The sequence below is a fragment of the Pseudomonas sp. QS1027 genome (assembly GCF_002814235.1).
Taxonomy (GTDB): Bacteria; Pseudomonadota; Gammaproteobacteria; order Pseudomonadales; family Pseudomonadaceae; genus Aquipseudomonas.
Genome location: NZ_PHSU01000007.1, coordinates 291,043 through 312,435 on the forward strand (window position 1 = coordinate 291,043; position 21,393 = coordinate 312,435).

Sequence of the window (21,393 nt, forward strand, 5' to 3'; positions counted from 1 at the left end):
TCATCCCTCCTTGTGCGGGGTTACCGCGTCAAATGCGGCGCGGCCACGCGGGCCATGGAAGTATTCGTGAATCCACGGATCGTCGGTTTCAGCGACCCGGTCGATGGCATCGGCCACCAGCACGTGTTTCTGCGCCAGCACCGCGACCCGGTCGGTGATGGTGTAGAGGGTGTCGAGGTCGTGGGTGACCAGGAACACACTCAGGCCCAGGGCATCGCGCAGGGTCAGGATCAGTTGGTCGAAGGCCGCCGCGCCGATGGGGTCGAGGCCGGCGGTGGGTTCGTCGAGAAACAGGATGTCCGGGTCCAGCGCCAGGGCACGGGCCAGGGCGGCGCGCTTGATCATGCCGCCGGACAGCGAGGCCGGGTATTTGTTGGCGGCCGACAGCGGCAGGCCGGCCAGGGCCAGCTTGACCGCCGCCAGGTGCTCGGCATCGCGCCGACTGAGGCCGGCGTGTTCGATCAACGGCAGGGCGACGTTCTCGGTGACCGTCAGCGAGGAAAACAGCGCGCCCTTCTGGAACAGCACGCCGAAGCGCCGTTCGACCTGGGAGCGCGCCTGTTCCGAGAGCTTGCGCAGGTCCTGGCCGAACACCCGCACGCTGCCCTCACTGGGTTTGCGCAGGCCGACGATGCTGCGCAGCAGCACCGACTTGCCACTGCCGGAGCCGCCGACCACGGCGAGAATTTCGCCGCGGTAGAGGTCCAGGTCAAGGTTTTCGTGGACGCTCTGGCTGCCGAAGCGATTGCACAGCCCGCGTACTTCGATCACCGCCTCGCTCGGCGCCCGTGACGGTCGACTCACCAGCCCATCTCCATGAAGAACAGCGCGGCAACGGCATCCAGCACGATCACGATAAAGATCGACTGGACCACGCTGGAGGTGGTGTGCGCCCCGACCGACTCGGCGCTGCCGCTGACCTTGAACCCTTCCAGGCAACCGACAGCGGCGATCAGGAAGGCGAAGATCGGTGCCTTGACCATGCCGACGAGGAAATGCTGGACGCCGATATCGGCCTGCAACAGGGACAGGAACATCGCCGGCGAGATCCCCAGGGACAAGGCGCAGACCACGCCGCCGCCGACAATCCCGCAGAGCATCGCGAGGAAGGTCAGCATCGGCAGGGCGATCAACAGGGCCAGGACCCGCGGCAGCACCAGCAGCTCCATGGGATCGAGGCCCAGGGTGCGAATGGCGTCGATCTCCTCGTTGGCCTTCATCGAGCCGATCTGCGCGGTAAAGGCGCTGGCGGTGCGCCCGGCCATGAGGATGGCGGTGAGCAGCACGCCGAATTCACGCAGGAAGGAGAACGCCACCAGGTCGACGGTAAAGATACTGGCGCCGAAGCTTTTCAGCACCGTGGCGCCGAGAAAGGCCACCACGGCCCCCACCAGGAAGGTCAGCAGGGCGACGATGGGCGCGGCGTCGAGGCCGGTCTGTTCGATATGGGCGACGGTCGGGGTGATGCGCCAGCGCCGGGGGTTGAAGATCCCCCGCGCCAGGGTTTCGATGATCAGGCCGATAAAGCCCAGCAGTTGCAGGGTGTCCAGCCAGACGGTATCGACGGCCCGGCCGATACGCGCCAGGACCTGGATGCCGGCCGGCTCTTCCGGTTCGCGCACCGGTTCGCAGAAATCCGCCAGGGAGCAATACACGGTGTGCAGCAAGGCCCGGTCGGCGGCACTGATGCGGCAACTCGGGTGCTCGGCGGAGCGGCCGAGGCGCTCGGCGCCCAGCAGCTCCACCAGCAAGGACGCGCCGGCGGTGTCGAGGGCGCCGAGGTCATTGAGGTCGATGTCAGTGCTGGCGTCGTATTGGCCTACCAGTTGGGCCGCACGCTGCTTCAGGTTGGCGTAATGGGCCAGCGTCCAGTCACCACTGATCCGCAGGCGCGCGGGACTGCTCGAGGTATCCAGGTGGGCGGTGCCGGCCGTTGCGCTAATGATTGAAAGCTCCGTGCTTAACAGGCATTGATACTGGCGTCTGTAATAGCACGACTTGCCCCTGATCTCTAGTCAGGCGCATCCGTGACCTTGAAGCGCAGCACGCCGAGCATCTGGCCGCCCTCGGTCAGTACCCGCACCTGCCAGTCGCCAGTGGGATCGGCCGGGAAGTTCTGCTTGTGCGACCAGGCGCGATAACCCTCCTTGCGCCCGCCATGGATATCCAGGGCGATGCGGTCGACCTCGCGGCCGTTGAACTGCCAGACATGGTAGATCCGTTCGTCCAGCCCGCGCGGTGCACTGATCGAGGTGTAGGCATACAGCCCGTCCTTGCGCACCTGCTGGGTGCTGACTTGCTCCAGGCCCTCGCCCGGGGTGCGGTCCTGCAGCTCGGTGGTCACCGCGACTTCGGTCATCCACAAGGTCGCCGGCGGCACCCACGAGCGCAGGAACCAGCCCGCACCGCCGATCGCCAGGGTCACGCCGATCAGCATCAACCAGCCGCGCAAGCTGCGCAGCGGCAGGCTTACCGCCAGGCTCGGGATCGACAACAGCATGGCGATGCCCAGGGCCAGCTGGTAACTCTGGGGAGTGGTCAGGTGCAGGATGATCGGCAGCGCGGTGAGCAGCGCGGCGAACAGGGTCAGGGTATGCAGCCCCAGCAGCAGCCAGCGTTTCGGCGAGAGCCAGTTGTAGTACAGCGGATCGATGATCGAGATCAACGCCGCCGCGCCGAGCAGTCCGGTGAACAGCAGCTGGCTGCTGTTCCAGGTGGTGGTAATGAAAAAGAATGGCAGGACAAAGGACAGGCTTTGCTGGTGGATCATCTGCGTGGCATAGCGCAGCAGCGGTTCGGGGATATCGTGCTTGAACAGGCGACTGAAGAACTGCGTCAAGACGTTCTCCAGCATCAGCCAGAGCCAGCTCACCAGCAGAATGACCGCAATCCAGCTGGCGGAGTTCTGTTGGCGATCAACCAGGATGAAACTGGCGATGCCGGAGCAGAAACCGAAAGCCGCAATCACCCCTGGATAACGCTTCATCAATGCGAGGAGGCGTTGGATATGCAGGGTCCAGTTCGGCATTCGGCGGTTCACAGTCGGGCGGTTGAAGTATCGCGACACAATACCGTTTCAGGCGCGATTAGTCGTGTCGATGATGGCCTTGTCATGGCCTAGCGTCGTCGATAAGCCCGCCAACCCAGCAGTCCGATCAGCAGCAGGCCCGCCAGGGCGGCCCCCAGGCCGATCAACTGTTCATCGCTGAGCAACGGTTTTTCGATTCGCAGGTAGCCCGGCTGCTTGAACAATTGGCGCAGCGCCTGGTTGGCATCCGCCAGCGTCACCGCCCGCAGGGCCTGGGCCGGGTCGGTGAAATGGCCGCCCTCGTAGTCGCCCAGCGCCCCCCAGTAGTAGTCGGCCAGGGCACTGTTGCCCTGCACCGCCCAGGCCTGGCGGGCGATGGCGGCTTGTTGCAGGCGGGCGAAGGTGTCCGGGTCGAGGCCGTCCTTGAGCAGACGGGCCTTGAGCTGTTCGAGCACCTGCCGGGCATCGTCCAGATTGTCGCGTTCGACATCGGCGTTGACGCTGAAGAAGCCGACGCCGCCGAGCACTTCGCGTTCGCTCCACGGCCCATAGGACAGGCCGTGGTCCAGGCGCAAGTGCCGATACAGCGCCCAGTCCAGGTAATCCTTGAGCAGGTCGAAGGTTTCGTCGGGCAGCCCTTCCAGTGCCGGCTCCGGAAACAGCCAGTGGATTTTCGCGCTGTTGCCGACCCAGCCGCGCGGCAGGTCGCGTTGCGCGGCGGCGGCCTGGTCATGGATTTCCGGCAGCGGCAGGTGGTCGTTGGGCTCGATCGGTTGCAGCGCGCCAAAGGCCCGCTCCAGGTAGGCCGGGAGCAGGCGATCGAGTTCGCCGACCATGATCAGGGTCATGTTGTTCGGCGCGTACCAGTTCTTGCGCACAGCCTCCAACTGTTCGCGGGTCAGGTGCTGGACATCGGCGCGTTCGGCGCATTTGAGTCCCAGCTCCACCGCCAGTTGGTTGCTGGCGTTGTGACCGAGGTCCTGGCGGTCGAGCCAGCGCTGCAGGTGCGAGTAGTGGCCACCCTCCTCGCGCTCCACCACCTGCTTGGCGGCGTCGATGGCGCTCTCGCTGAGCTCGGTGCGGGTGAGGATCTCCAGCAGCAGGTCGAGAATCTTGCGCTGGTTCGCGGCCGGGGCCTCGATCACGAAGGTGGTGTCGGCGTTGCTGGTGTAGGCGTTCCATTCGCCGCCCAGGGCCTGCATGCGTTCCTCCAGCCCGCCTTCGCCGCTGGCATCGACGCCACTGAACAATAGGTGTTCGAGCAGGTGCGGCAGCTCCTTGTCGGCGCAGGGGAAATCGTCGAACCCGACACCCACCACCAGGCGGATCGCCACGTGGCCACGTTCACTGCCGGGTTTGAGCAGCAGTTGCAGGCCGTTGGGCAATTGATAGCCCTCGACCTGGTAACGATCGAGGGCGGCGGCGTGCAGGGTATTGAACAGCAGGCAGGCGAACAGCAGACAACGCATAACCATTTTCCGAGGGCAGGGTCCTACGCAAAGACAACGGTGGAACCGTGGACGTTCAAGACGATTGGCTGATGTCGTCGAGATCTTCCGAGGCCAGGGCACCGGTCTCGGCGGTTTCCAGCACCGCATAGGCGCTGCCGCAGAATAACGAATTCAGGCGTTTCATGTCGGCAATCAGCTCCAGGTGCAGCGAGCTGGTTTCCAGGCTCTGCACCACGCCGCGCTGCAAACGGCTGACATGGGCGTGGGCCAGGCGCCGCTCCTGGGCGCGGAAGCGGCGTTTTTCCCGCAGCAGTTGCCGGGCGGTCTGGGGATCGGCACCGAGGAACACCGTGAGGCCCAGGCGCAGGTTGTCGATCAGTTGCCGTTGCAGTCCGGCCAGTTCCACCAGGCCATCTTCGGAAAACGAGCGGCGTTGCGAGGTCTTCTGCCGCTGTACCTTGCGCAGCATCTGCTCGATCAGGTCGGCGGCCAGCTTCAGGTTGACCGCCAGTTCGATGGTTTCGGCCCAGCGCCGGCTGTCCTGCTCGCCGAGGTCTTCGCGGGGCATCTGCGCCAGATAGAGTTTGACCGCGCTGCAGAGCACGTCGACATCGTCGTTGAGGCGGCGTATTTCGATGGCGACGGCGGTCTGCTTGCCGTTGAGCACATTGAGCATGGCGTCGAGCATGCTGTCGATCAGGTCGCCGATGCGCAGGGTTTCCCGTACGGCGTTGGACAGCGCCAGGCTCGGCGTGTCGAGGGCGGCGGGGTCGAGGTGACGGGGCTTGGCCTTGCCGTTGACTTCGGGCGGTTCCGGCAGCAGCCAGGCACAGACCCGGGCCATCGGGCCGACACTGGGCAGCAGCAGCAGGCAGCGCACGGTGTTGTAGAGCAGGTGGAAGCCGATGACGATTTCCTGGGGGCTGTACTCGAGGCCGTCGAGCCAGTGCGCCAGTGGGGTCAGCGCCGGGATGATCAGCAGCAGGCCGATCAGTTTGTACAGCAGGCTGCCGAGGGCGACCTGGCGGCCGGCGGCGTTCTGCATGCTGGTGCTGAGGAAGGCCAGCACGCCGCTGCCGATGTTTGCGCCGATCACCAGGCCGATGGCCACCGGCAGGCTGATGACGTCGGCGCCGGCCAGGGTCGCGGTCAGCAGCACCGCCGCGAGGCTGGAGTAGGAGACCATCGCGAACAACGCGCCGACCAGGGCATCGAGGAGGATATCGCCGGTCAGGGAGGCGAACATTACCTTCACCCCCTGGGCGTGGGTGATGGGCGCGGCGGCTTCGACGATCAGTTGCAGGGCCAGGATGATCAGCCCCAGGCCAATGCCCACGCGGCCGAGCTGGCCGGCACGGGTCTGCTTGCGCGAGAGGAAAAAGATCACCCCGAGGAAGATCAGCAGCGGCGACAGCCAGGACAGGTCGAAGGTCAGGACCCGGGCCATCAGGGCGGTACCGACGTCGGCGCCGAGCATGACCGCCAGGGCCGGGGTCAGCGTCATCAGGCCCTGGCCGACGAAGGACGTGACCAGCATGGCGGTGGCATTGCTGCTCTGGACCATCGCGGTGACGAGGATCCCGGCGATAAAGGCCAGGGGGCGCTTGGACATGTTGCGGCCGATGACGTGGCGCAGGTGTGAACCGTAGACCCGCAGGATGCCGGTACGGACGATGTGCGTGCCCCAGATCAGCAGGGTCACGGCGGAAAGCAGATTAAGCAGGGTCAGCATGGAGGGCCCCCTGGGGTGACAGGTGCCCCATGGGGGCAAGTTCGGATTATGGCCGTGGGCCTTTTCTACGACTTGTCCTTAAGCTGTAGTTGGCTATTTGGCCGAGCGCCAGCATCGCATGAGCGGCGCCGGGACTGAAACAAAAATGTCATATTTTCATGGAGTCCCGTGGGAACCGGTTTGCCGGCCCCCCACGGTTCAGGGCTATTGACCCGTCAGATCCTTGTGTTGTTCCCCGGCCTGGTCCTGCTGCTTCTTTTTCTGCATCGCCGTGCGCATCTTGATGTTGATCGCTTCCACCGCCAGGGAGAACGCCATGGCGAAGTAGACGTAGCCTTTGGGGACATGCACATCGAAGGCCTCGGCAATCAGCACGGTGCCGACCACGATCAGGAACGACAGCGCGAGCATCTTCAGCGACGGGTGCTTGTCGATAAAGTCGCCGATGGTCTTCGAGGCCAGCATCATCACCAGTACCGCCACCACGATTGCCGCGATCATCACCGGTACATGGGAGACCATGCCCACGGCGGTAATCACCGAGTCGAGGGAGAACACGATGTCGATAATGGCGATCTGGATGATGGTGTAGAGGAAGTTGCCGCCCTTGCCTTTCGGCCCTTCGCCGGCTTCTTCCTCGCCTTCCATGCCGTGGTAGATCTCCTGGGAGCTTTTCCACAGCAGGAACAGGCCACCGAAGAACAGGATCAGGTCGCGTCCGGAAATACCCTGGCCGAAGACCACGAGCAGCTCGTCGGTCAGGCGCATGACCCAGGTGATCGACAGCAACAGCAGGATCCGCGTGACCATCGCCAGGGCCAGGCCGAAAATCCGGGTGCGTTGCTGCATGGGCCGGGGCATGCGACTGACCAGGATCGAGATCATGATGATGTTGTCGATGCCCAGGACAATCTCCAGGGCGGTCAGGGTGAAAAAGGCCACCCAGATTTCCGGGTTGGTCAGCCAATCCATATCTATTCCTTTGAACTTATGTGTGGGTCGTATCGGCGCCGGGCTTCAGCTTCTGAAGTCCGCGCGCCGACGCGACAGTGAATCATTGCCTTATAGACTGCCGTACAACGGAAAGGTCCCCAGCAACAAGGCGGCCAGCAGGATGCACAGGCACACCAGCACCGCCCACTTGAGGGTGAAGCGCTGGTGATCGCCGAACTCGATACCGGACAGGGCCACCAGCAGGTAGGTCGAGGGTACCAGCGGGCTCAACAGGTGGACGGGCTGGCCGACGATCGAGGCACGGGCCATTTCCACGGCGCTGATGCCGTAGTGGCTGGCGGCCTCGGCGAGCACCGGCAGCACGCCATAGTAGAAGGCATCGTTGGACATGAAAAAGGTGAACGGCATGCTCACCAGCGCGGTGATCGGCGCCAGGTACGGGCCGAGCGCCGGCGGGATCACCGCCAGCAGGCTCTTGGACATGGCGTCGACCATGCCGGTGCCGGACAGGATACCGGTGAAGATACCGGCGGCGAAGATCAGCCCGACCACCGCCAGCACGCTTCCGGCGTGGGCGGCGATGCGGTCCTTCTGCTGTTGCAGGCACGGGTAGTTGACGATCATGGCGATACTGAACGCCACCATGAACAGCACCGGCAACGGCAGCAGGCCGGCGATCAGCGCGCCCATCAGGGCGATGGTCAGGGCGCCGTTGAACAGGATCAGTTTCGGCCGGCGGGCGTCGGGGTATTGCGAGACGCTGATTTCGCTGTGATCGATTTCATCGCCGAGCACATGCAGCTCGCCCAGGCGCTTGCGCTCGCGCAGGCCATAGAAGTAGGCGATGGCCAGGATCGCCAGGACCCCGGCGAGCATCGCCGGGATCATCGGCACGAAGATGTCCGAAGGGTCGACGTGCAGCGCGCTGGCGGCACGGGCGGTCGGCCCGCCCCAGGGGGTCATGTTCATCACCCCGCCGGCGAGGATGATCAGCCCGGCCATGATTCGCGGACTCATGCCGATGCGGCTGTACAGCGGCAACATGGCGGCGACGCAGATCATGTAGGTGGTGGCGCCGTCACCGTCGAGGGACACCACCAGGGCCAGCACGGCGGTGCCCACCGAGACTTTCAGCGGATCGCCCTTGACCAGCTTGAGGATCTTGCGCACGGCCGGGTCGAACAGGCCGGAGTCGATCATCAGGGCGAAATACAGGATGGCGAACATCAGCATCACGCCGGTGGGCGCGAGCTTGGTGATGCCGTCGATCATCATCTTGCCGATGCCCGCGGCAAAGCCGCCGAACAGGGCGAAGACAATGGGTACGATGATCAGGGCGATCAGCGCGGACAGGCGCTTGGTCATGATCAGGTACATGAAGGTAATGACCATGGCAAAGCCAAGGAAAGTCAGCATGGGGAGGCTCCGGGCGTAACGCGGCTGGGGAAAGGCGAAGCGACTGGGGTCAGTGCTGGGCGAGCGGCGCGAAAGAAACGAACGGAGTTGCAGCGAACAGGCGGGTCGTAGCGGACATCGGTATCACCATCTTATTGTTGTGAAGGGGCCGTCGAGCGTCTTCAGGACGCGCCACGGCCGACCGGTCTGGTGCCGGCGGTGAGGTGATGCTAAAGGGGCAAGCTTTCAGCCAGCTTTCGCTGGCGGCTTGGGGGGAGAGAAAAATGTGAAGGCGGTGGCGTCGGGCGCTGCGGTCAAGGCAGCTCCAGCCCACCCGCCGCCTTGTGCAACGCCCGCAGGTGTTCGCCGACAATCTTCAGGTTGGCTTCGCTGGCCTCGATCTGCGCTTCCCGGGCCGGGTCGAGCAACTTGCGGATTTCCTTGTCGAGGTCGCCGGTCAGGCGCTGCAATTGCTGCTGGCGCTGGCTGCTCTCGGCTTCCAGGCGCTTCCACTCGGACGGTTGTGGCAAGCCATAGCCGCTGCTGCCGAGCAATTCCGCCGGACGACTGAGGTAACCGCTGTTGGCGAGGATCTCCTGCAAGGTGCGGTTGGCCGTGTCCATGTCTTTGTCCTGGAGCTTGAGGTCGCGGGCGCCGAGGTACTTCTGTTTCACCTCATCCTGGGCCAGCAGCAACTGTCGGCGGAAGCTCGCCTGCTCCAGCAGCAGCATGGCCGCGCTGGCCCGCAGGTTGGCCTGGGCGAACCATGGGCGGCGGGCTTCGGCGGGTTGCGACAACCAGTCCTCGACGGTCTCCTGCTTGATCGGCAACTGTTTCTTCAGGACTTCGAACATCGCCTGGTAGCGATCCCGGTAGGAGTCGAAGCGGTAACCCAGGCGCAAGGCTTCACGGGGATCGTCGAGCACGCTGGTGTCGGCCAGGCCACGGCCCTTGAGCACTTCCAGCAAACCATTGGGGACAATGCTGTCCAGGCCCGTGAGCTGGGCGTTGTCGCTGCCGCTGCGCAACAGCTTCAAGGTCTCCACCGCGCAGTTGTTGCTGATGAAGTAATAGTTGCCGTCGTAGCTCCAGTGCATTTCGGCGGCGTGCTCGACCACTTCCTCGATTTCCTTGCGCGATAGCTTCAGCGGCACCGAGGCCAGGCTGCGCAGTTCGGTCTTGGTGTATTCGTCGATCACCTGGGACAGCGGCAAGACGAACAGCCGCGACGGGTAGGCGCCGGTCAGGCCGCCCCAGGTCGAGAGCTGGACATCGTTGACGAAGGCGCGATAGGACAGCACCAGGTGCTGGTCCAGGTCCAGCCGGCAATCCGGCCCCCGTGGCCGGCCGGGGGCACAGATCACCAGGCGCAGCATGCTGTGACCCCAGCGGCTGACCCAGTTCTGGTTGGCTTCGGCCAGCAGGTAGTCGACTTCGTAGACGCGCTCGGGGTCGATCTTGCCCAGGGGCGTCTTGCCGAAGTCGTTGCCGGCGTTGAGGAACGGGAACGCCTGGTCGCAGGTGTCCTTGGCCGGCGGCGCCCAGCCGAAGCGTTCCTGGTAGTAGCGATACAGCGCCGGGCGGCGACAGGCGTAGGCCGGGTCGAGGAGGAAGTACTCCATGTTGACCGCGACGAACTCCTTGGGATTGGTGGTCTCGTAGATGTCCGGGCTGCGGACCACCTGGCCGTTGCGCTGTTCCCGCTGGCCACGGCTGCCGACCACCTGTGGCCAGCCGGCGAGGTCGAGCAGGCGCGGGTCGTCGCTGAGGGTGAAGCGTCGACCGGTCTGGCCCCGGCATTGATCGGGCAGGCCGACCAGGCCGGTATTACTGTCGCGCAGGGTGCAGCGCTGGATCAGCGTACGTTCGGCGTCGGGCCACAAACGCGCGCGGTCATAAATATGGGTCACTTCGTGGAGAACGGTGGCGAGCATTTCCTCGCGTACGGTGCCGTGGGGGCGATGGGTTTTTTTCGTTGCGGCGGAACCGTCCACCAGGCCGGGCAGCAAGGCGCGATTGAGGTCCACTTCGGAGACCAGCGAAGCCTCGCCGTAGGCGTTGTCCGGCATCTGGGTCGACCAGACGACATCGATGCTGCGGTCCAGTTGTTGGATAAAACGCGGCGGCAGATGGGCCATGGCCTCATCGATCAACACCTGGCTGGCCTGTTGCTCGGCCGGGCTCAGACCTTCGGTCTTGAGGTGCAATTGCAGGCTGGCCTGGGCCGCGTTGCCGAACAGCAACAGGGCGCAGGCCAGCAGCCCGCCGGTGAGTAATCTCACAGGGCGAGAATGGCTTCGGCGAGGTCTTGATCGCTGGCGTCACGGGCGTTCGGCACCTGGGTACGCAAGGCGGCAAAGGCGGCTTCCAGGTGGGCCCCGCGGATATCGCCCTGGCTGGCGACGAAGCTGGCGGCGTCGTCGTGGGCTTCACGGACCACTTTCGAGTCGCGGATCGAGGTGGTGGTGTCCGAGGTGAAGTCGAGGGTACGGCCGGTAGCCCGTACGAGCATGTTGCTGGTAGCCACCAGGGTGTGCGCCGAAGCCACGTCGGTCAGCAACAGCAAGCCGAGTGCGGCGGCGATCAGGGGGGTACGCATGTAAAGGTCTCCGGAATGCAAAGTGACTATTGGACGAGAATTGCCTGGGCCAGTTCAAGGTCGCTGGCATGAAGTTTTGGCTGGGTTTGACGCAGATAGACCAGGGCCGACTCCAGCTGTGCGCCACGCAGTTGGCCATCGCTGGCAACAAAAGCGGCAGCGTCATCCTGGGCGGCGAGTATCAGTTTACGGTCGAAGGGCGCGGTGGTCACTTGGCTGGTGACATAACCGCTGCCGACCAGGGTCTGGGTGGTCAGGTCGAAGGCCTGGGCCTGGCTGATCCAGCAGAGCGCTATGAGCAATAAGGTGAGTGAACGCATGGGTCTCTATGTCTTATTGAGCGAGCGCCAAGGCTAGCGGAATGCATGACCCATGCGCCAGGGGTTCAGATGGCCAGGATCGCCTGGGCCAACTCGGCATCGCTGGCCTGCAATTGCGGTACCTGGCGGCGGATGGTGTCGAAGGCGCTTTCCAGTTTCACGCTGCGGATCTGGCCATTGCTGGCGACGAAGCTGGCGGCGTCATCCTGGGCCGCGCGCACGATCTTGTTGTCGCGCAACGACGAGGTGGCATCGGACGAGGCGTCGGAAGTGGCCTTGAGGGCGCCGACCAGTGAATCGGTGGTGACGATAAAACTGCTGGCGTGGGCGGCGCTGGCCAGGGTCAACAGGGTGGCAGCAGTCAGCAGGCGAAGGCGGGACATGGTGAATCTCCAGGGGTATGAAGAGGAACAGTGGCAGCGGATAAAGGTCGCCACTCGAACACAATGGGCGATGAACTTCAGACGCACATTCCGCGCTGCTGGCTACCTATGACCGCGATATTAGACAGAGTTCCCTGCCTGCTGAAAGCGAGTTTCGTCGGCTGATCCGCGGTTTAGAGGCGTTCGTGCAGGCTGGATGAAAGTGTACTGGTCGAATAATAAAAAGATAAAACTGTACCTGCGTGGTGTTTTCGCGAGCCTGTCCCCGAAATCGCCCTGCCGGAAACGACAAAGCCCGTCGCGGTTTCCCGCGACGGGCTCTGTTTTTTCAATTCGGGTGCTGGCGGTGGACCCGGTGGGTCAGGGCCAGCGAGCGCTGCTTAGCGCCAGAACGGCTTGCTCAACTCTTCGTAACGCTGTGCTTCGCTGATCCCGGCATCGGCCAGCAGACGCGAATCCAGGCGAGCCAGTTGATGGCGGCTGGCAATGCGGCGCTGCCACAACATCAGGTTGGCGAGAACGCGCAGAGGCATCGAAGCTTGAGCGTCAGTAGCGGTGTTTTCGTAGAACATGTCGGAACTGAGTGTACGTTCCATGATTAGCATCCTTCCGCTTGTGGCGGGATTAGGTAGTGGTTTAACTGATGCCAATGATCCTCCTCTTTGCCTAGTCTCTCTAGATACAGTTCATCTGTATTGTGAGGGCTCAGTTAACTGTTTAGAGGTGCTGTACTGCACGAAACTGAGGCAACTGTACCTGTCCGCACCTAAGTGGTGCATTTTGGCCTGGCTGAGGGAGATTGGAGGTGATTCGAGGTGGGAAATGACCGGTACAGCAGTACAGTTTTTCTCGCATAACCGAAAAATCCAAGACCGCTGACGAAACTGTGTTTGCGTCAGCGGCCAACTGTATCAATCAGCTCGGCAGCATCTTCCCGGTTTCGTCCAGGTTGATGTGCCAACTCAGTGCTTCACGCAGGATGTGCGGGGTGTGGCCACCCAGGGCACAGGCCCGATCGAAGTAACTGTTCAGGGCGTCGCGGTAGTCCGGGTGCACGCAGTTGTCGATCACCGCCCTCGCCCGCTCCCGTGGCGCCAGGCCGCGCAGGTCGGCCAGGCCAATCTCGGTGACGAGGATATCCACGTCATGCTCGGTATGGTCGACATGGCTGACCATGGGCACCACGCTGGAAATCGCCCCGCCCTTGGCAATCGACTTGGTGACGAAGATCGCCAGGTGCGCGTTGCGGGCGAAGTCGCCGGAGCCGCCGATGCCGTTCATCATCCGCGTGCCGCAGACATGGGTGGAGTTGACGTTGCCGTACAGGTCGAACTCCAGGGCGGTGTTGATGGCGATGATGCCCAGGCGCCGCACCACTTCCGGGTGGTTGGAGATTTCCTGCGGGCGCAGCACCAGCTTGTCTTTATAGTGCTCCAGGTTGCCGAACACATCGCTGTTGCGCCGGCTCGACAAGGTGATCGAGCTGCCGGAGGCGAAGGACAGCTTGCCGGCGTCGATCAGGTCGAAGGTCGAGTCCTGCAGCACTTCGGAGTACATGGTCAGGTCTTCGAACGGCGAGTCGATCAGGCCGCACATCACCGCGTTGGCGATGTTGCCGATCCCGGCCTGCAGCGGGCCGAGCTTGTTGGTCATGCGCCCGTCGGCCACTTCTTCCTTGAGGAAGGCGATCAGGTGACTGGCAATCGCCTGGGTGTCGTCGTCCGGCGGCGTGACGGTGGACGGCGAGTCGGGCTGGTTGGTGATCACGATGGCGACGATCTTGGCCGGGTCGATCGGGATCGCGGTACTGCCGATGCGATCGTCGACCTTCACCAGCGGGATCGGCGTGCGGGTCGGCCGGTAGCTGGGGATATAGATGTCGTGCAGGCCTTCCAGGTTCGGATTGTGCGCCAGGTTGATCTCGACGATCACGTGCTTGGCGAAGATCGCGAAGCTGGCCGAGTTGCCCACCGAGGTGGTCGGCACGATATGCCCTTCTTCGGTGATCGCCACGGCTTCGATCACCGCCAGGTCCGGCAACTTGAGCTGCTTGTTGCGCAGTTGCTCGACGGTTTCCGACAGGTGCTGGTCGATAAACATCACTTCGCCGGCGTTGATCGCCTTGCGCAGGGTACTGTCGACCTGGAACGGCATGCGCCGCGACAGCACGCCGGCCTCGGTGAGCTGTTTGTCGAGGTCGTTGCCCAGGCTGGCGCCGGTCATCAGGGTGATTTTCAGCGGTGACGTCTTGGCGCGCTCGGCCAGTGCACGGGGCACGGCCTTGGCTTCACCGGCGCGGGTGAAACCGCTCATGCCGACGGTCATGCCGTCCTGAATCAGAGCGGCAGCGTCGGCTGCGCCCATGACCTTTTCCAACAACGAAGGCAAGCGAATACGATCACGGTACATGGCGTGTTATCTCAGGCAACGGAAGCAAGATGCGCAGTCTAGAGGTTTCATAAAGTTTCGCCGCGCGACCAAGGTCGAATGCCGATTGGGGATTCAGCGCCTTTGGTCGGTTTTTTGCGGACAAAGAAAAACCCCAACCTAGCAAAGGTTGGGGTTTTCGATATTGCGTTAGCGCAAGCTTTTACTCGACAGCCTTGACCATGTCCTCGATGACCTTCTTCGCATCGCCGAAAACCATCATGGTCTTGTCGAGGTAGAACAGTTCATTGTCCAGGCCGGCATAACCGCTGGCCATGGAGCGTTTGTTGACGATGATGGTCTTGGCCTTGAAGGCCTCGAGAATCGGCATGCCGGCAATCGGCGACTTCGGATCGTTCTTCGCCGCCGGGTTGACCACGTCGTTGGCGCCGAGCACCAGCACCACGTCGGCCTGGCCGAACTCGGAGTTGATGTCTTCCATCTCGAACACCTGGTCGTAAGGCACTTCGGCCTCGGCCAGCAGCACGTTCATATGCCCGGGCATGCGGCCGGCCACCGGGTGGATCGCGTACTTCACGGTCACGCCACGGTGGGTCAGCTTCTCGGTCAGTTCCTTGAGCGCGTGCTGTGCACGGGCCACCGCCAGGCCGTAGCCGGGCACGATGATCACGGTGTCGGCGTTGGTCAGCAGGAAGGTGGCGTCATCCGCCGAACCGGATTTCACCGGACGGGCTTCCTTCGAGCCGGCCGGGCCTGCTGCGTCAGCCGTGTTGCCGAAGCCGCCGAGCAGCACGTTGAAGAACGAGCGGTTCATGGCCTTGCACATGATGTACGAGAGGATCGCACCGCTTGAGCCCACCAGGGAGCCGGCGATGATCAGCATCGAGTTGTTCAGCGAGAAGCCGATCCCCGCCGCCGCCCAGCCGGAGTAGCTGTTGAGCATCGACACCACCACCGGCATGTCGGCGCCGCCGATGGGGATGATGATCAGCACGCCGAGGACGAAGGCCAGGGCCAGCATCAGGGCGAAGGCATTGAGGTTGCCGGTCAGCATAAAGGTCAGGCCGAGGCCCAGGGTAGCCAGGCCCAGCAGCAGGTTCAGCTTGTGCTGCCCGCCAAACTGTACCGGTGCGCCCTGGAACAGACGGAACTTGTACTTGCCCGACAGCTTGCCGAAGGCGATCACGGAACCGGAGAAGGTAATCGCACCAATCGCGGCGCCGAGGAACAGCTCCAGGCGATTGCCCGGCGGAATCGAATCCCCCAGCTGTTTGACGATACCCAGGGATTGCGGCTCGACCACCGCGGCGATGGCGATAAACACCGCAGCCAGGCCGATCATGCTGTGCATGAAGGCGACCAGCTCCGGCATCTTGGTCATCTCGACCCGTTTGGCCATGATCGAACCGGCGGTGCCGCCGATCAGCAGGCCGACGATGACGTAGCCGATGCCGGCGGTGGCCAGCTCCGCCCCCAGCTTATAGATGAGGCCGATGGTGGTAAGGATCGCCAGGGCCATGCCGAGCATGCCGAACAGATTGCCGCGCCGCGAGGTGGTCGGGTGCGACAAGCCCTTGAGGGCCTGGATAAAGCAGATCGACGCGATCAGGTAGAGCGTCGTGACCAGATTCATGCTCATTACTTGCGCACCTCTTCTTTCACGGCTTTGGGTGCTTTCTTCTTGAACATCTCAAGCATGCGGCGGGTCACCAGGAAGCCGCCGAACACGTTCACGGCGGCCAGGGCCACGGCCAGGGTGCCCATGGTCTTGCCCAGCGGGGTCACGGTCAGCGCGGCGGCCAGCATGGCGCCGACGATAACGATTGCCGAAATGGCGTTGGTCACCGCCATCAGTGGCGTGTGCAGTGCAGGCGTCACGTTCCAGACCACGTGGTAACCGACATAGATCGCCAGCACGAAGATGATCAGGTTGTAGATACCGGGGGAGATAAGCTCTTCCATCGTCTGAATCCCTGCTTAGGCGTTTTTGCGGAGGACTTGGCCGTCGCGGCACATCAGGCACGCGGCGACGATGTCGTCTTCTAGGTTGATCTCGAACTGGCCTTCTTTAGTGAAGACCAGCTTGAGGAAGTCCAGCAGGTTGCGCGCATAGAGTGCCGAAGCATCCGCCGCGACTGCACCGGCCAGATTGGTCGGGCCGCAAATGGTCACGCCATTCTCGACTACCACCTGATCCGCCACGGTCAGCGGGCAGTTGCCGCCTTGCGCGGCGGCGAGGTCGATGACCACCGACCCGGGCTTCATCTGCGCGACGGTCTCGGCGCTCAGCAGCACCGGCGCCTTGCGACCGGGGATCAGCGCGGTGGTGATAACGATATCGGCCTGCTTGGCGCGCTCGTGCACCGCCAGGGCCTGGCGCTGCATCCAACTGGCGGGCATCGGCCGGGCATAACCGCCGACACCGACCGCGCATTCGCGCTCTTCATCGGTCTCGTACGGCACGTCGACGAACTTGGCCCCCAGGGACTCGATCTGTTCCTTCACCGCAGGGCGCACATCCGAGGCTTCGATCACCGCACCCAGGCGCTTGGCGGTGGCGATGGCCTGCAAACCGGCGACACCGGCCCCGAGGATCAGCACGCGCGCGGCCTTCACGGTACCCGCCGCGGTCATCAGCATCGGCATGAAGCGTGGGTAGTGATGGGCCGCCAGCAGGACCGCCTTGTAGCCGGCGATATTGGCCTGGGACGACAGCACATCCAGGCTCTGGGCGCGGGAGGTGCGTGGTGCGGCCTCCAGGGCAAAGGCGGTGATGCCGTGTTCGGCGAGCTTGGCGAGGGTTTCGTTGTTGAACGGATTGAGCATGCCCACCAGGACGGTGCCGCGCTTGATCAGCGTCAGTTCGCTGTCGCTGGGCGCCACCACCTTGAGGATCAGCTCGGCGCCAAAGGCGTCGTTGGCGCTGCCAATGGCTGCGCCTGCTGCTTCATAGGCACTGTCGACAACGCTGGCGTTAAGCCCGGCGCCGCTTTGCACCGTGACCTTATGACCCTGGCCGATCAGCTTCTTGATGGTTTCCGGGGTTGCAGCAACCCGCGTTTCACCCGTCTGGGTTTCGAGAGGAACACCAATGTGCACGTCAAATCTCCTGCGTGATCTTTTTTATAAGAGGCCAGCGCACTGCGGATGGTGCGACTGGAGCGGCCGATCAGCACGATCCCGCCGGATTTGTCGGCGGGGCGCGGCATTTTGCAGGTGAAAACCACACCCTTCAAGATATTCTGAAAGGTGACGCGATATTAACTACAAGTCACGCTGTGACCAAATGTCGCAACGGAACGGCATGAGCCCATGAAACAAGGGGCTCACAAGGATTTTGGCTGGAATTGGAGAAAATTCGAATCGGCGACGTGAATGAGTCGGTATTGAATGAAAATAGAGGCGCGGGCCTTGTTAACAGGCACTTTCGTGCCAGATTTTCCGGTATCGGTACAGTCTGCCTAAAAGCGACATATTGTTATATCTGTAGGTGTTAAGGGTAATTGACTACAGAGTTAGGTAATCGCTGTAGGCCTTGAAGACAGGAGGCTATAGCCGTGTGCCTGGTTCACCAGCCAGTCACGAAAAGCGCGCAAGGACGCCGATTCGACCTTTCGCTCGGGAATCATCAGGTAGTACGCCTTGATACTGGAGAGCGCATTGGGGTTGGCGATCACCAGTCGCCCCTCTTCCAGCTCCCGCTGGATCAGGAAGGGTGGAATCAGCGCGACGCCCATCTCGTGCATGGCGGCCTGGGCCAACATGGAGAATAGCTCGTAGCGCGGACCTGTCATGTCGCGCGGCACATTCAGTTCCTGGGCGTTGAACCACTGGCGCCAGGCATAGGGCCGCGTGGTCTGTTGCAGCAGCGGCAGCTCGGCGATCCGTGCGGCGCTGAGGCTTGGCTGGCTGCCCAGCAGGCTGGGGCTGCACACCGGCATCGGGTTCTCGCCCATCAGCCGATGGGACTCGGTACCCGACCAGTCGGCATCGCCGAAGTAGATCGCGGCATCGAAGTCGGTGTCGGCGAAGAGAAACGGCCGGGTCCGGTTGGTCAGGTTGACCGTGACTTCCGGGTGCTGCTGCTGGAAGTCCTTGAGCCTGGGCAGCAGCCATTGGGTACCGAAGGTCGGGACCACGGCCAGCTCGATGACATTGGCGCCCTGCTGCCCCATGACCGACAGTGTGTCGCGCTCCACCGCATCCAGTTGCGTGGCAACCCTCCGGCTGTAGGAAAGCCCCGCTTCAGTCAGCTTCACCCCGCGCCGGGAACGTCGGAACAGTTCGACGCCGAGAAACTCCTCAAGGCTGGCGATCTGTCGGCAAATAGCGCCTTGAGTGAGGGAAAGCTCCTGGGCAGCCTTGGTAAAGCTCTCGTGGCGGGCCGCGGCTTCGAAGCTGATCAGCGCGGTGGTACTGGGGATTTTGCGGCGCATGTACGGCAACCTCACTAAAGGTGATGCTAAATAGCGGTTGAAAGCTTTTCGGAGTGAGAAATTAGCACAACAGTATGCGAAATCCTCGTTTGCCGGATGGTCGGGTGGCGCCTAGGATCAGTCCAGACCTTTTCACTGACTTCACGAGGACTCACCCATGGGCGCCAAGGCAAGCTTCAACTGGATCGATCCCCTGCTGCTGGATCAACAGCTCACCATCGATGAGCGCATGATCCGCGACACGGCTGAGCAGTTCGCCCAGGACAAGTTGGCGCCGCGGGTTCTCGAAGCCTTCCGTCATGAAAAGACCGACCCGGCGATCTTCCGTGAAATGGGTGAAGTCGGCCTGTTGGGCGCGACTATTCCCGTGGAGTACGGCGGCAGCGGGCTGAACTATGTCAGCTACGGCCTGATCGCCCGGGAAGTCGAGCGTGTCGACTCGGGTTATCGCTCAATGATGAGCGTGCAGTCCTCCCTGGTGATGGTGCCGATCAATGAGTTCGGTACCGAGGCACAAAAGCAGAAGTACCTGCCGAAACTGGCCTCAGGTGAATGGATCGGCTGCTTTGGTCTGACCGAGCCGAACCACGGTTCCGACCCGGGCGCGATGATCTGTCGTGCACGCAAGGTCGACGGCGGCTACAGCTTGACCGGCAGCAAGATGTGGATCACCAACAGCCCGATCGCCGATGTGTTCGTGGTCTGGGCCAAAGACGATGCCGGCGACATCCGTGGCTTCGTGCTCGAGAAAGGCTGGAAGGGCCTGAGCGCTCCGGCGATTCACGGCAAGGTCGGCCTGCGGGCATCGATCACCGGTGAGATCGTCATGGACAACGTGTTTGTCCCTGAAGAGAACATCTTCCCTGAAGTGCGCGGCTTGAAAGGTCCGTTCACCTGTCTCAACTCCGCGCGTTATGGCATTTCCTGGGGGGCGCTGGGCGCAGCCGAGTTCTGCTGGCACACCGCTCGCCAGTACACCCTGGATCGTCAGCAGTTCGGGCGTCCGTTGGCGGCGACACAGTTGATCCAGAAGAAGCTGGCCGATATGCAGACTGAGATCACCCTTGCCCTCCAGGGCTGCCTGCGTCTGGGACGGATGAAGGATGAAGGTACCGCAGCAGTGGAAATCACTTCGATCATGAAGCGTAATTCCTGCGGCAAGTCCCTGGACATTGCGCGTATGGCTCGCGACATGCTCGGCGGCAACGGTATCTCCGATGAGTTCGGGATTGCCCGTCACCTGGTGAACCTGGAAGTGGTGAATACCTATGAAGGGACCCATGACGTCCACGCGCTGATCCTCGGGCGTGCGCAGACCGGCCTCCAGGCGTTCTATTAATAGAAGGAGCTTGGCTCATGGGCGCGCTATCGCATCTGCGAGTGCTGGATTTGTCGCGAGTGTTGGCCGGGCCCTGGTCCGGTCAGATCCTGGCGGACCTTGGGGCGGAAGTGATCAAGGTCGAGCGGCCGGGCAATGGCGACGATACGCGCGCCTGGGGCCCGCCCTTCCTGAAGGACGCCTACGGCGAGAACACCACGGAGGCGGCTTATTACCTGTCGGCCAACCGTAACAAGCAGTCGGTGACCATCGATTTCACCCAGCCCGAGGGGCAGCGTCTGGTCCGTGAGCTGGCGGCCAGGTCCGATATCCTGATCGAGAACTTCAAGGTCGGTGGGTTGGCGGCCTATGGGCTGGATTATGCGTCGCTCAAGGTGCTCAACCCGAAGCTGATCTATTGCTCGATCACCGGCTTCGGTCAGACCGGACCCTATGCCAAGCGTGCCGGCTATGACTTCATGATCCAGGGGCTGGGTGGGCTGATGAGCCTGACCGGTCGGCCCGAGGGTGATGAGGGGGCCGGGCCGGTGAAGGTGGGTGTGGCGCTGACCGATATTCTTACCGGCTTGTATTCGACAGTGGCCATTCTGGCTGCCCTGGCCCATCGCGATCAGGGCGGTGGCGGCCAGCATATCGATATGGCGCTGCTGGATGTGCAGGTGGCATGCCTGGCGAACCAGGCCATGAACTACCTGACCACTGGAGTGGCGCCCAAGCGCCTGGGTAATGCCCATCCGAATATCGTGCCGTACCAGGACTTCCCGACGGCCGATGGCGACTTCATCCTGACGGTGGGCAATGACGGACAGTTCCGCAAGTTTGCCGAGGTGGCGGGTCAGCCGCAGTGGGCGGACGATCCGCGGTTTATGACCAACACGTTGCGGGTGGCTAACCGGGCGGCGCTGATTCCATTGATTCGCCAGGCGACAGTTTTCAAGACGACTGCTGAGTGGGTTGCGCAGTTGGAGCAGGCGGGTGTGCCGTGTGGGCCGATCAACGATCTGTCTCAGGTATTCGCCGATCCCCAGGTGCAGGCCCGTGGACTGGCGGTGGAGTTGCCGCATCCGTTGGCGGGAGTGGTGCCGCAGGTGGCGAGTCCGATCCGGTTGTCCGCGACTCCGGTGGAGTATCGCAACGCCCCTCCTCTGTTGGGTGAACATACGCTGGAGGTGTTGCAGCGGGTGTTGGGCCTGGCGCCGGAGGCGGTTGAGGCATTGCGTGAAGCGGGCGTCCTCTAGGCATCCTGCTCTCTTCTATATAGAGCGCCGGCTTTTACAGCCGGTATTGCCGTCTTTTTGACCTTTGTGACAGAAAAGTGAAAATAAGCGTTGACGGGAAATTCTGTGGCTCTATAATTCGCCCCACTTC

Annotated in this window: 19 protein-coding genes; 2 read left to right on the forward strand and 17 right to left on the reverse strand. The window is 62.8% G+C overall.

Features of this window, described 5'->3' with window-relative positions:
* The 17 genes from CWE01_RS08220 to CWE01_RS08300 form a co-directional block, all read right to left on the reverse strand.
* Positions 1–804 carry an ABC transporter ATP-binding protein gene (locus tag CWE01_RS08220; RefSeq protein ID WP_100940027.1) on the reverse strand — a complete coding sequence of 268 codons (804 nt, stop codon included), beginning with the start codon at positions 802–804 and terminating at the stop codon, positions 1–3.
* A complete protein-coding gene (locus CWE01_RS08225) occupies positions 801–1,946 on the reverse strand; it encodes an ABC transporter permease (RefSeq protein ID WP_100940028.1) in 1,146 nt (381 codons plus the stop codon). The genes CWE01_RS08220 and CWE01_RS08225 overlap by 4 nt, the downstream gene beginning before the upstream one ends.
* 65 nt (positions 1,947–2,011) lie before the next feature.
* Positions 2,012–3,028 carry a DUF5924 family protein gene (locus CWE01_RS08230; protein WP_100940029.1) on the reverse strand — a complete coding sequence of 339 codons (1,017 nt, stop codon included), beginning with the start codon at positions 3,026–3,028 and terminating at the stop codon, positions 2,012–2,014.
* Between the two features lie 89 nt (positions 3,029–3,117).
* Complete coding sequence (locus CWE01_RS08235) at positions 3,118–4,497, reverse strand: pitrilysin family protein (protein WP_100940030.1); 1,380 nt, start codon at positions 4,495–4,497, stop codon at positions 3,118–3,120.
* Between the two features lie 55 nt (positions 4,498–4,552).
* Entirely contained in the window at positions 4,553–6,211 is a 1,659-nt protein-coding gene (locus CWE01_RS08240; protein WP_100940031.1) for a Na/Pi cotransporter family protein, read from the reverse strand.
* Between the two features lie 204 nt (positions 6,212–6,415).
* Positions 6,416–7,183 (reverse strand): TerC family protein, encoded by a 768-nt coding sequence (locus tag CWE01_RS08245; protein WP_100940032.1) that lies wholly within the window; start codon positions 7,181–7,183, stop codon positions 6,416–6,418.
* 90 nt (positions 7,184–7,273) lie between these two features.
* Positions 7,274–8,581 (reverse strand): CitMHS family transporter, encoded by a 1,308-nt coding sequence (locus CWE01_RS08250; protein ID WP_100940033.1) that lies wholly within the window; start codon positions 8,579–8,581, stop codon positions 7,274–7,276.
* A 293-nt stretch (positions 8,582–8,874) separates the two neighbouring features.
* Entirely contained in the window at positions 8,875–10,842 is a 1,968-nt protein-coding gene (locus CWE01_RS08255) for a DUF4105 domain-containing protein (protein ID WP_100940034.1), read from the reverse strand.
* Positions 10,839–11,159: a DUF2388 domain-containing protein gene (locus CWE01_RS08260; RefSeq protein ID WP_100940035.1), complete on the reverse strand. Its 321-nt coding sequence runs from the start codon at positions 11,157–11,159 to the stop codon at positions 10,839–10,841. The genes CWE01_RS08255 and CWE01_RS08260 overlap by 4 nt, the downstream gene beginning before the upstream one ends.
* A gap of 26 nt (positions 11,160–11,185) precedes the next feature.
* Complete coding sequence (locus CWE01_RS08265) at positions 11,186–11,479, reverse strand: DUF2388 domain-containing protein (RefSeq protein WP_100940036.1); 294 nt, start codon at positions 11,477–11,479, stop codon at positions 11,186–11,188.
* A 65-nt stretch (positions 11,480–11,544) separates the two neighbouring features.
* Positions 11,545–11,862, reverse strand: a complete 318-nt coding sequence (locus tag CWE01_RS08270) for a DUF2388 domain-containing protein (protein WP_100940037.1) — start codon at positions 11,860–11,862, stop codon at positions 11,545–11,547.
* Between the two features lie 380 nt (positions 11,863–12,242).
* Complete coding sequence (locus CWE01_RS08275; protein WP_100940038.1) at positions 12,243–12,458, reverse strand: DUF1127 domain-containing protein; 216 nt, start codon at positions 12,456–12,458, stop codon at positions 12,243–12,245.
* Between the two features lie 319 nt (positions 12,459–12,777).
* Positions 12,778–14,271, reverse strand: coding sequence for an acetyl-CoA hydrolase/transferase family protein (locus tag CWE01_RS08280; protein ID WP_100940039.1), 1,494 nt, complete (start codon positions 14,269–14,271; stop codon positions 12,778–12,780).
* A 181-nt stretch (positions 14,272–14,452) separates the two neighbouring features.
* Positions 14,453–15,889, reverse strand: coding sequence for an NAD(P)(+) transhydrogenase (Re/Si-specific) subunit beta (locus tag CWE01_RS08285; protein ID WP_100940040.1), 1,437 nt, complete (start codon positions 15,887–15,889; stop codon positions 14,453–14,455).
* Positions 15,889–16,212, reverse strand: coding sequence for an NAD(P) transhydrogenase subunit alpha (locus CWE01_RS08290; protein ID WP_100940041.1), 324 nt, complete (start codon positions 16,210–16,212; stop codon positions 15,889–15,891). Before CWE01_RS08290 ends, CWE01_RS08285 begins: the two co-directional genes overlap by 1 nt.
* A 15-nt stretch (positions 16,213–16,227) precedes the next feature.
* Complete coding sequence (locus CWE01_RS08295) at positions 16,228–17,349, reverse strand: Re/Si-specific NAD(P)(+) transhydrogenase subunit alpha (RefSeq protein ID WP_100940042.1); 1,122 nt, start codon at positions 17,347–17,349, stop codon at positions 16,228–16,230.
* A 416-nt stretch (positions 17,350–17,765) separates the two neighbouring features.
* On the reverse strand, positions 17,766–18,686 hold the full coding sequence (locus CWE01_RS08300) for a LysR family transcriptional regulator (protein WP_100940043.1): 921 nt from the start codon (positions 18,684–18,686) through the stop codon (positions 17,766–17,768).
* A gap of 157 nt (positions 18,687–18,843) precedes the next feature.
* Between CWE01_RS08300 and CWE01_RS08305 the strand changes: the two genes are divergently transcribed.
* Entirely contained in the window at positions 18,844–20,025 is a 1,182-nt protein-coding gene (locus CWE01_RS08305; protein WP_100940044.1) for an acyl-CoA dehydrogenase, read from the forward strand.
* A 17-nt stretch (positions 20,026–20,042) separates the two neighbouring features.
* The gene (locus tag CWE01_RS08310; protein WP_100940045.1) at positions 20,043–21,263 is read left to right on the forward strand and encodes a CaiB/BaiF CoA-transferase family protein; all 1,221 of its coding nucleotides are present in this window, start codon (positions 20,043–20,045) and stop codon (positions 21,261–21,263) included.
* Positions 21,264–21,393 lie beyond the last annotated feature (130 nt).

Excerpts from the sequence above, each read along its gene's own strand:
- CWE01_RS08275 (WP_100940038.1), bottom strand. The coding sequence starts at position 12,458 with ATGGAACGTACACTCAGTTCCGACATGTTCTACGAAAACACCGCTACT.
- CWE01_RS08310 (WP_100940045.1), top strand. The coding sequence starts at position 20,043 with ATGGGCGCGCTATCGCATCTGCGAGTGCTGGATTTGTCGCGAGTGTTG.
- CWE01_RS08300 (WP_100940043.1), bottom strand. The coding sequence starts at position 18,686 with ATGCGCCGCAAAATCCCCAGTACCACCGCGCTGATCAGCTTCGAAGCC.
- CWE01_RS08270 (WP_100940037.1), bottom strand. The coding sequence starts at position 11,862 with ATGTCCCGCCTTCGCCTGCTGACTGCTGCCACCCTGTTGACCCTGGCC.
- CWE01_RS08265 (WP_100940036.1), bottom strand. The coding sequence starts at position 11,479 with ATGCGTTCACTCACCTTATTGCTCATAGCGCTCTGCTGGATCAGCCAG.
- CWE01_RS08290 (WP_100940041.1), bottom strand. The coding sequence starts at position 16,212 with ATGGAAGAGCTTATCTCCCCCGGTATCTACAACCTGATCATCTTCGTG.
- CWE01_RS08260 (WP_100940035.1), bottom strand. The coding sequence starts at position 11,159 with ATGCGTACCCCCCTGATCGCCGCCGCACTCGGCTTGCTGTTGCTGACC.
- CWE01_RS08250 (WP_100940033.1), bottom strand. The coding sequence starts at position 8,581 with ATGCTGACTTTCCTTGGCTTTGCCATGGTCATTACCTTCATGTACCTG.
- CWE01_RS08230 (WP_100940029.1), bottom strand. The coding sequence starts at position 3,028 with ATGCCGAACTGGACCCTGCATATCCAACGCCTCCTCGCATTGATGAAG.
- CWE01_RS08240 (WP_100940031.1), bottom strand. The coding sequence starts at position 6,211 with ATGCTGACCCTGCTTAATCTGCTTTCCGCCGTGACCCTGCTGATCTGG.
- CWE01_RS08245 (WP_100940032.1), bottom strand. The coding sequence starts at position 7,183 with ATGGATTGGCTGACCAACCCGGAAATCTGGGTGGCCTTTTTCACCCTG.
- CWE01_RS08280 (WP_100940039.1), bottom strand. The coding sequence starts at position 14,271 with ATGTACCGTGATCGTATTCGCTTGCCTTCGTTGTTGGAAAAGGTCATG.
- CWE01_RS08235 (WP_100940030.1), bottom strand. The coding sequence starts at position 4,497 with ATGCGTTGTCTGCTGTTCGCCTGCCTGCTGTTCAATACCCTGCACGCC.
- CWE01_RS08305 (WP_100940044.1), top strand. The coding sequence starts at position 18,844 with ATGGGCGCCAAGGCAAGCTTCAACTGGATCGATCCCCTGCTGCTGGAT.
- CWE01_RS08285 (WP_100940040.1), bottom strand. The coding sequence starts at position 15,889 with ATGAGCATGAATCTGGTCACGACGCTCTACCTGATCGCGTCGATCTGC.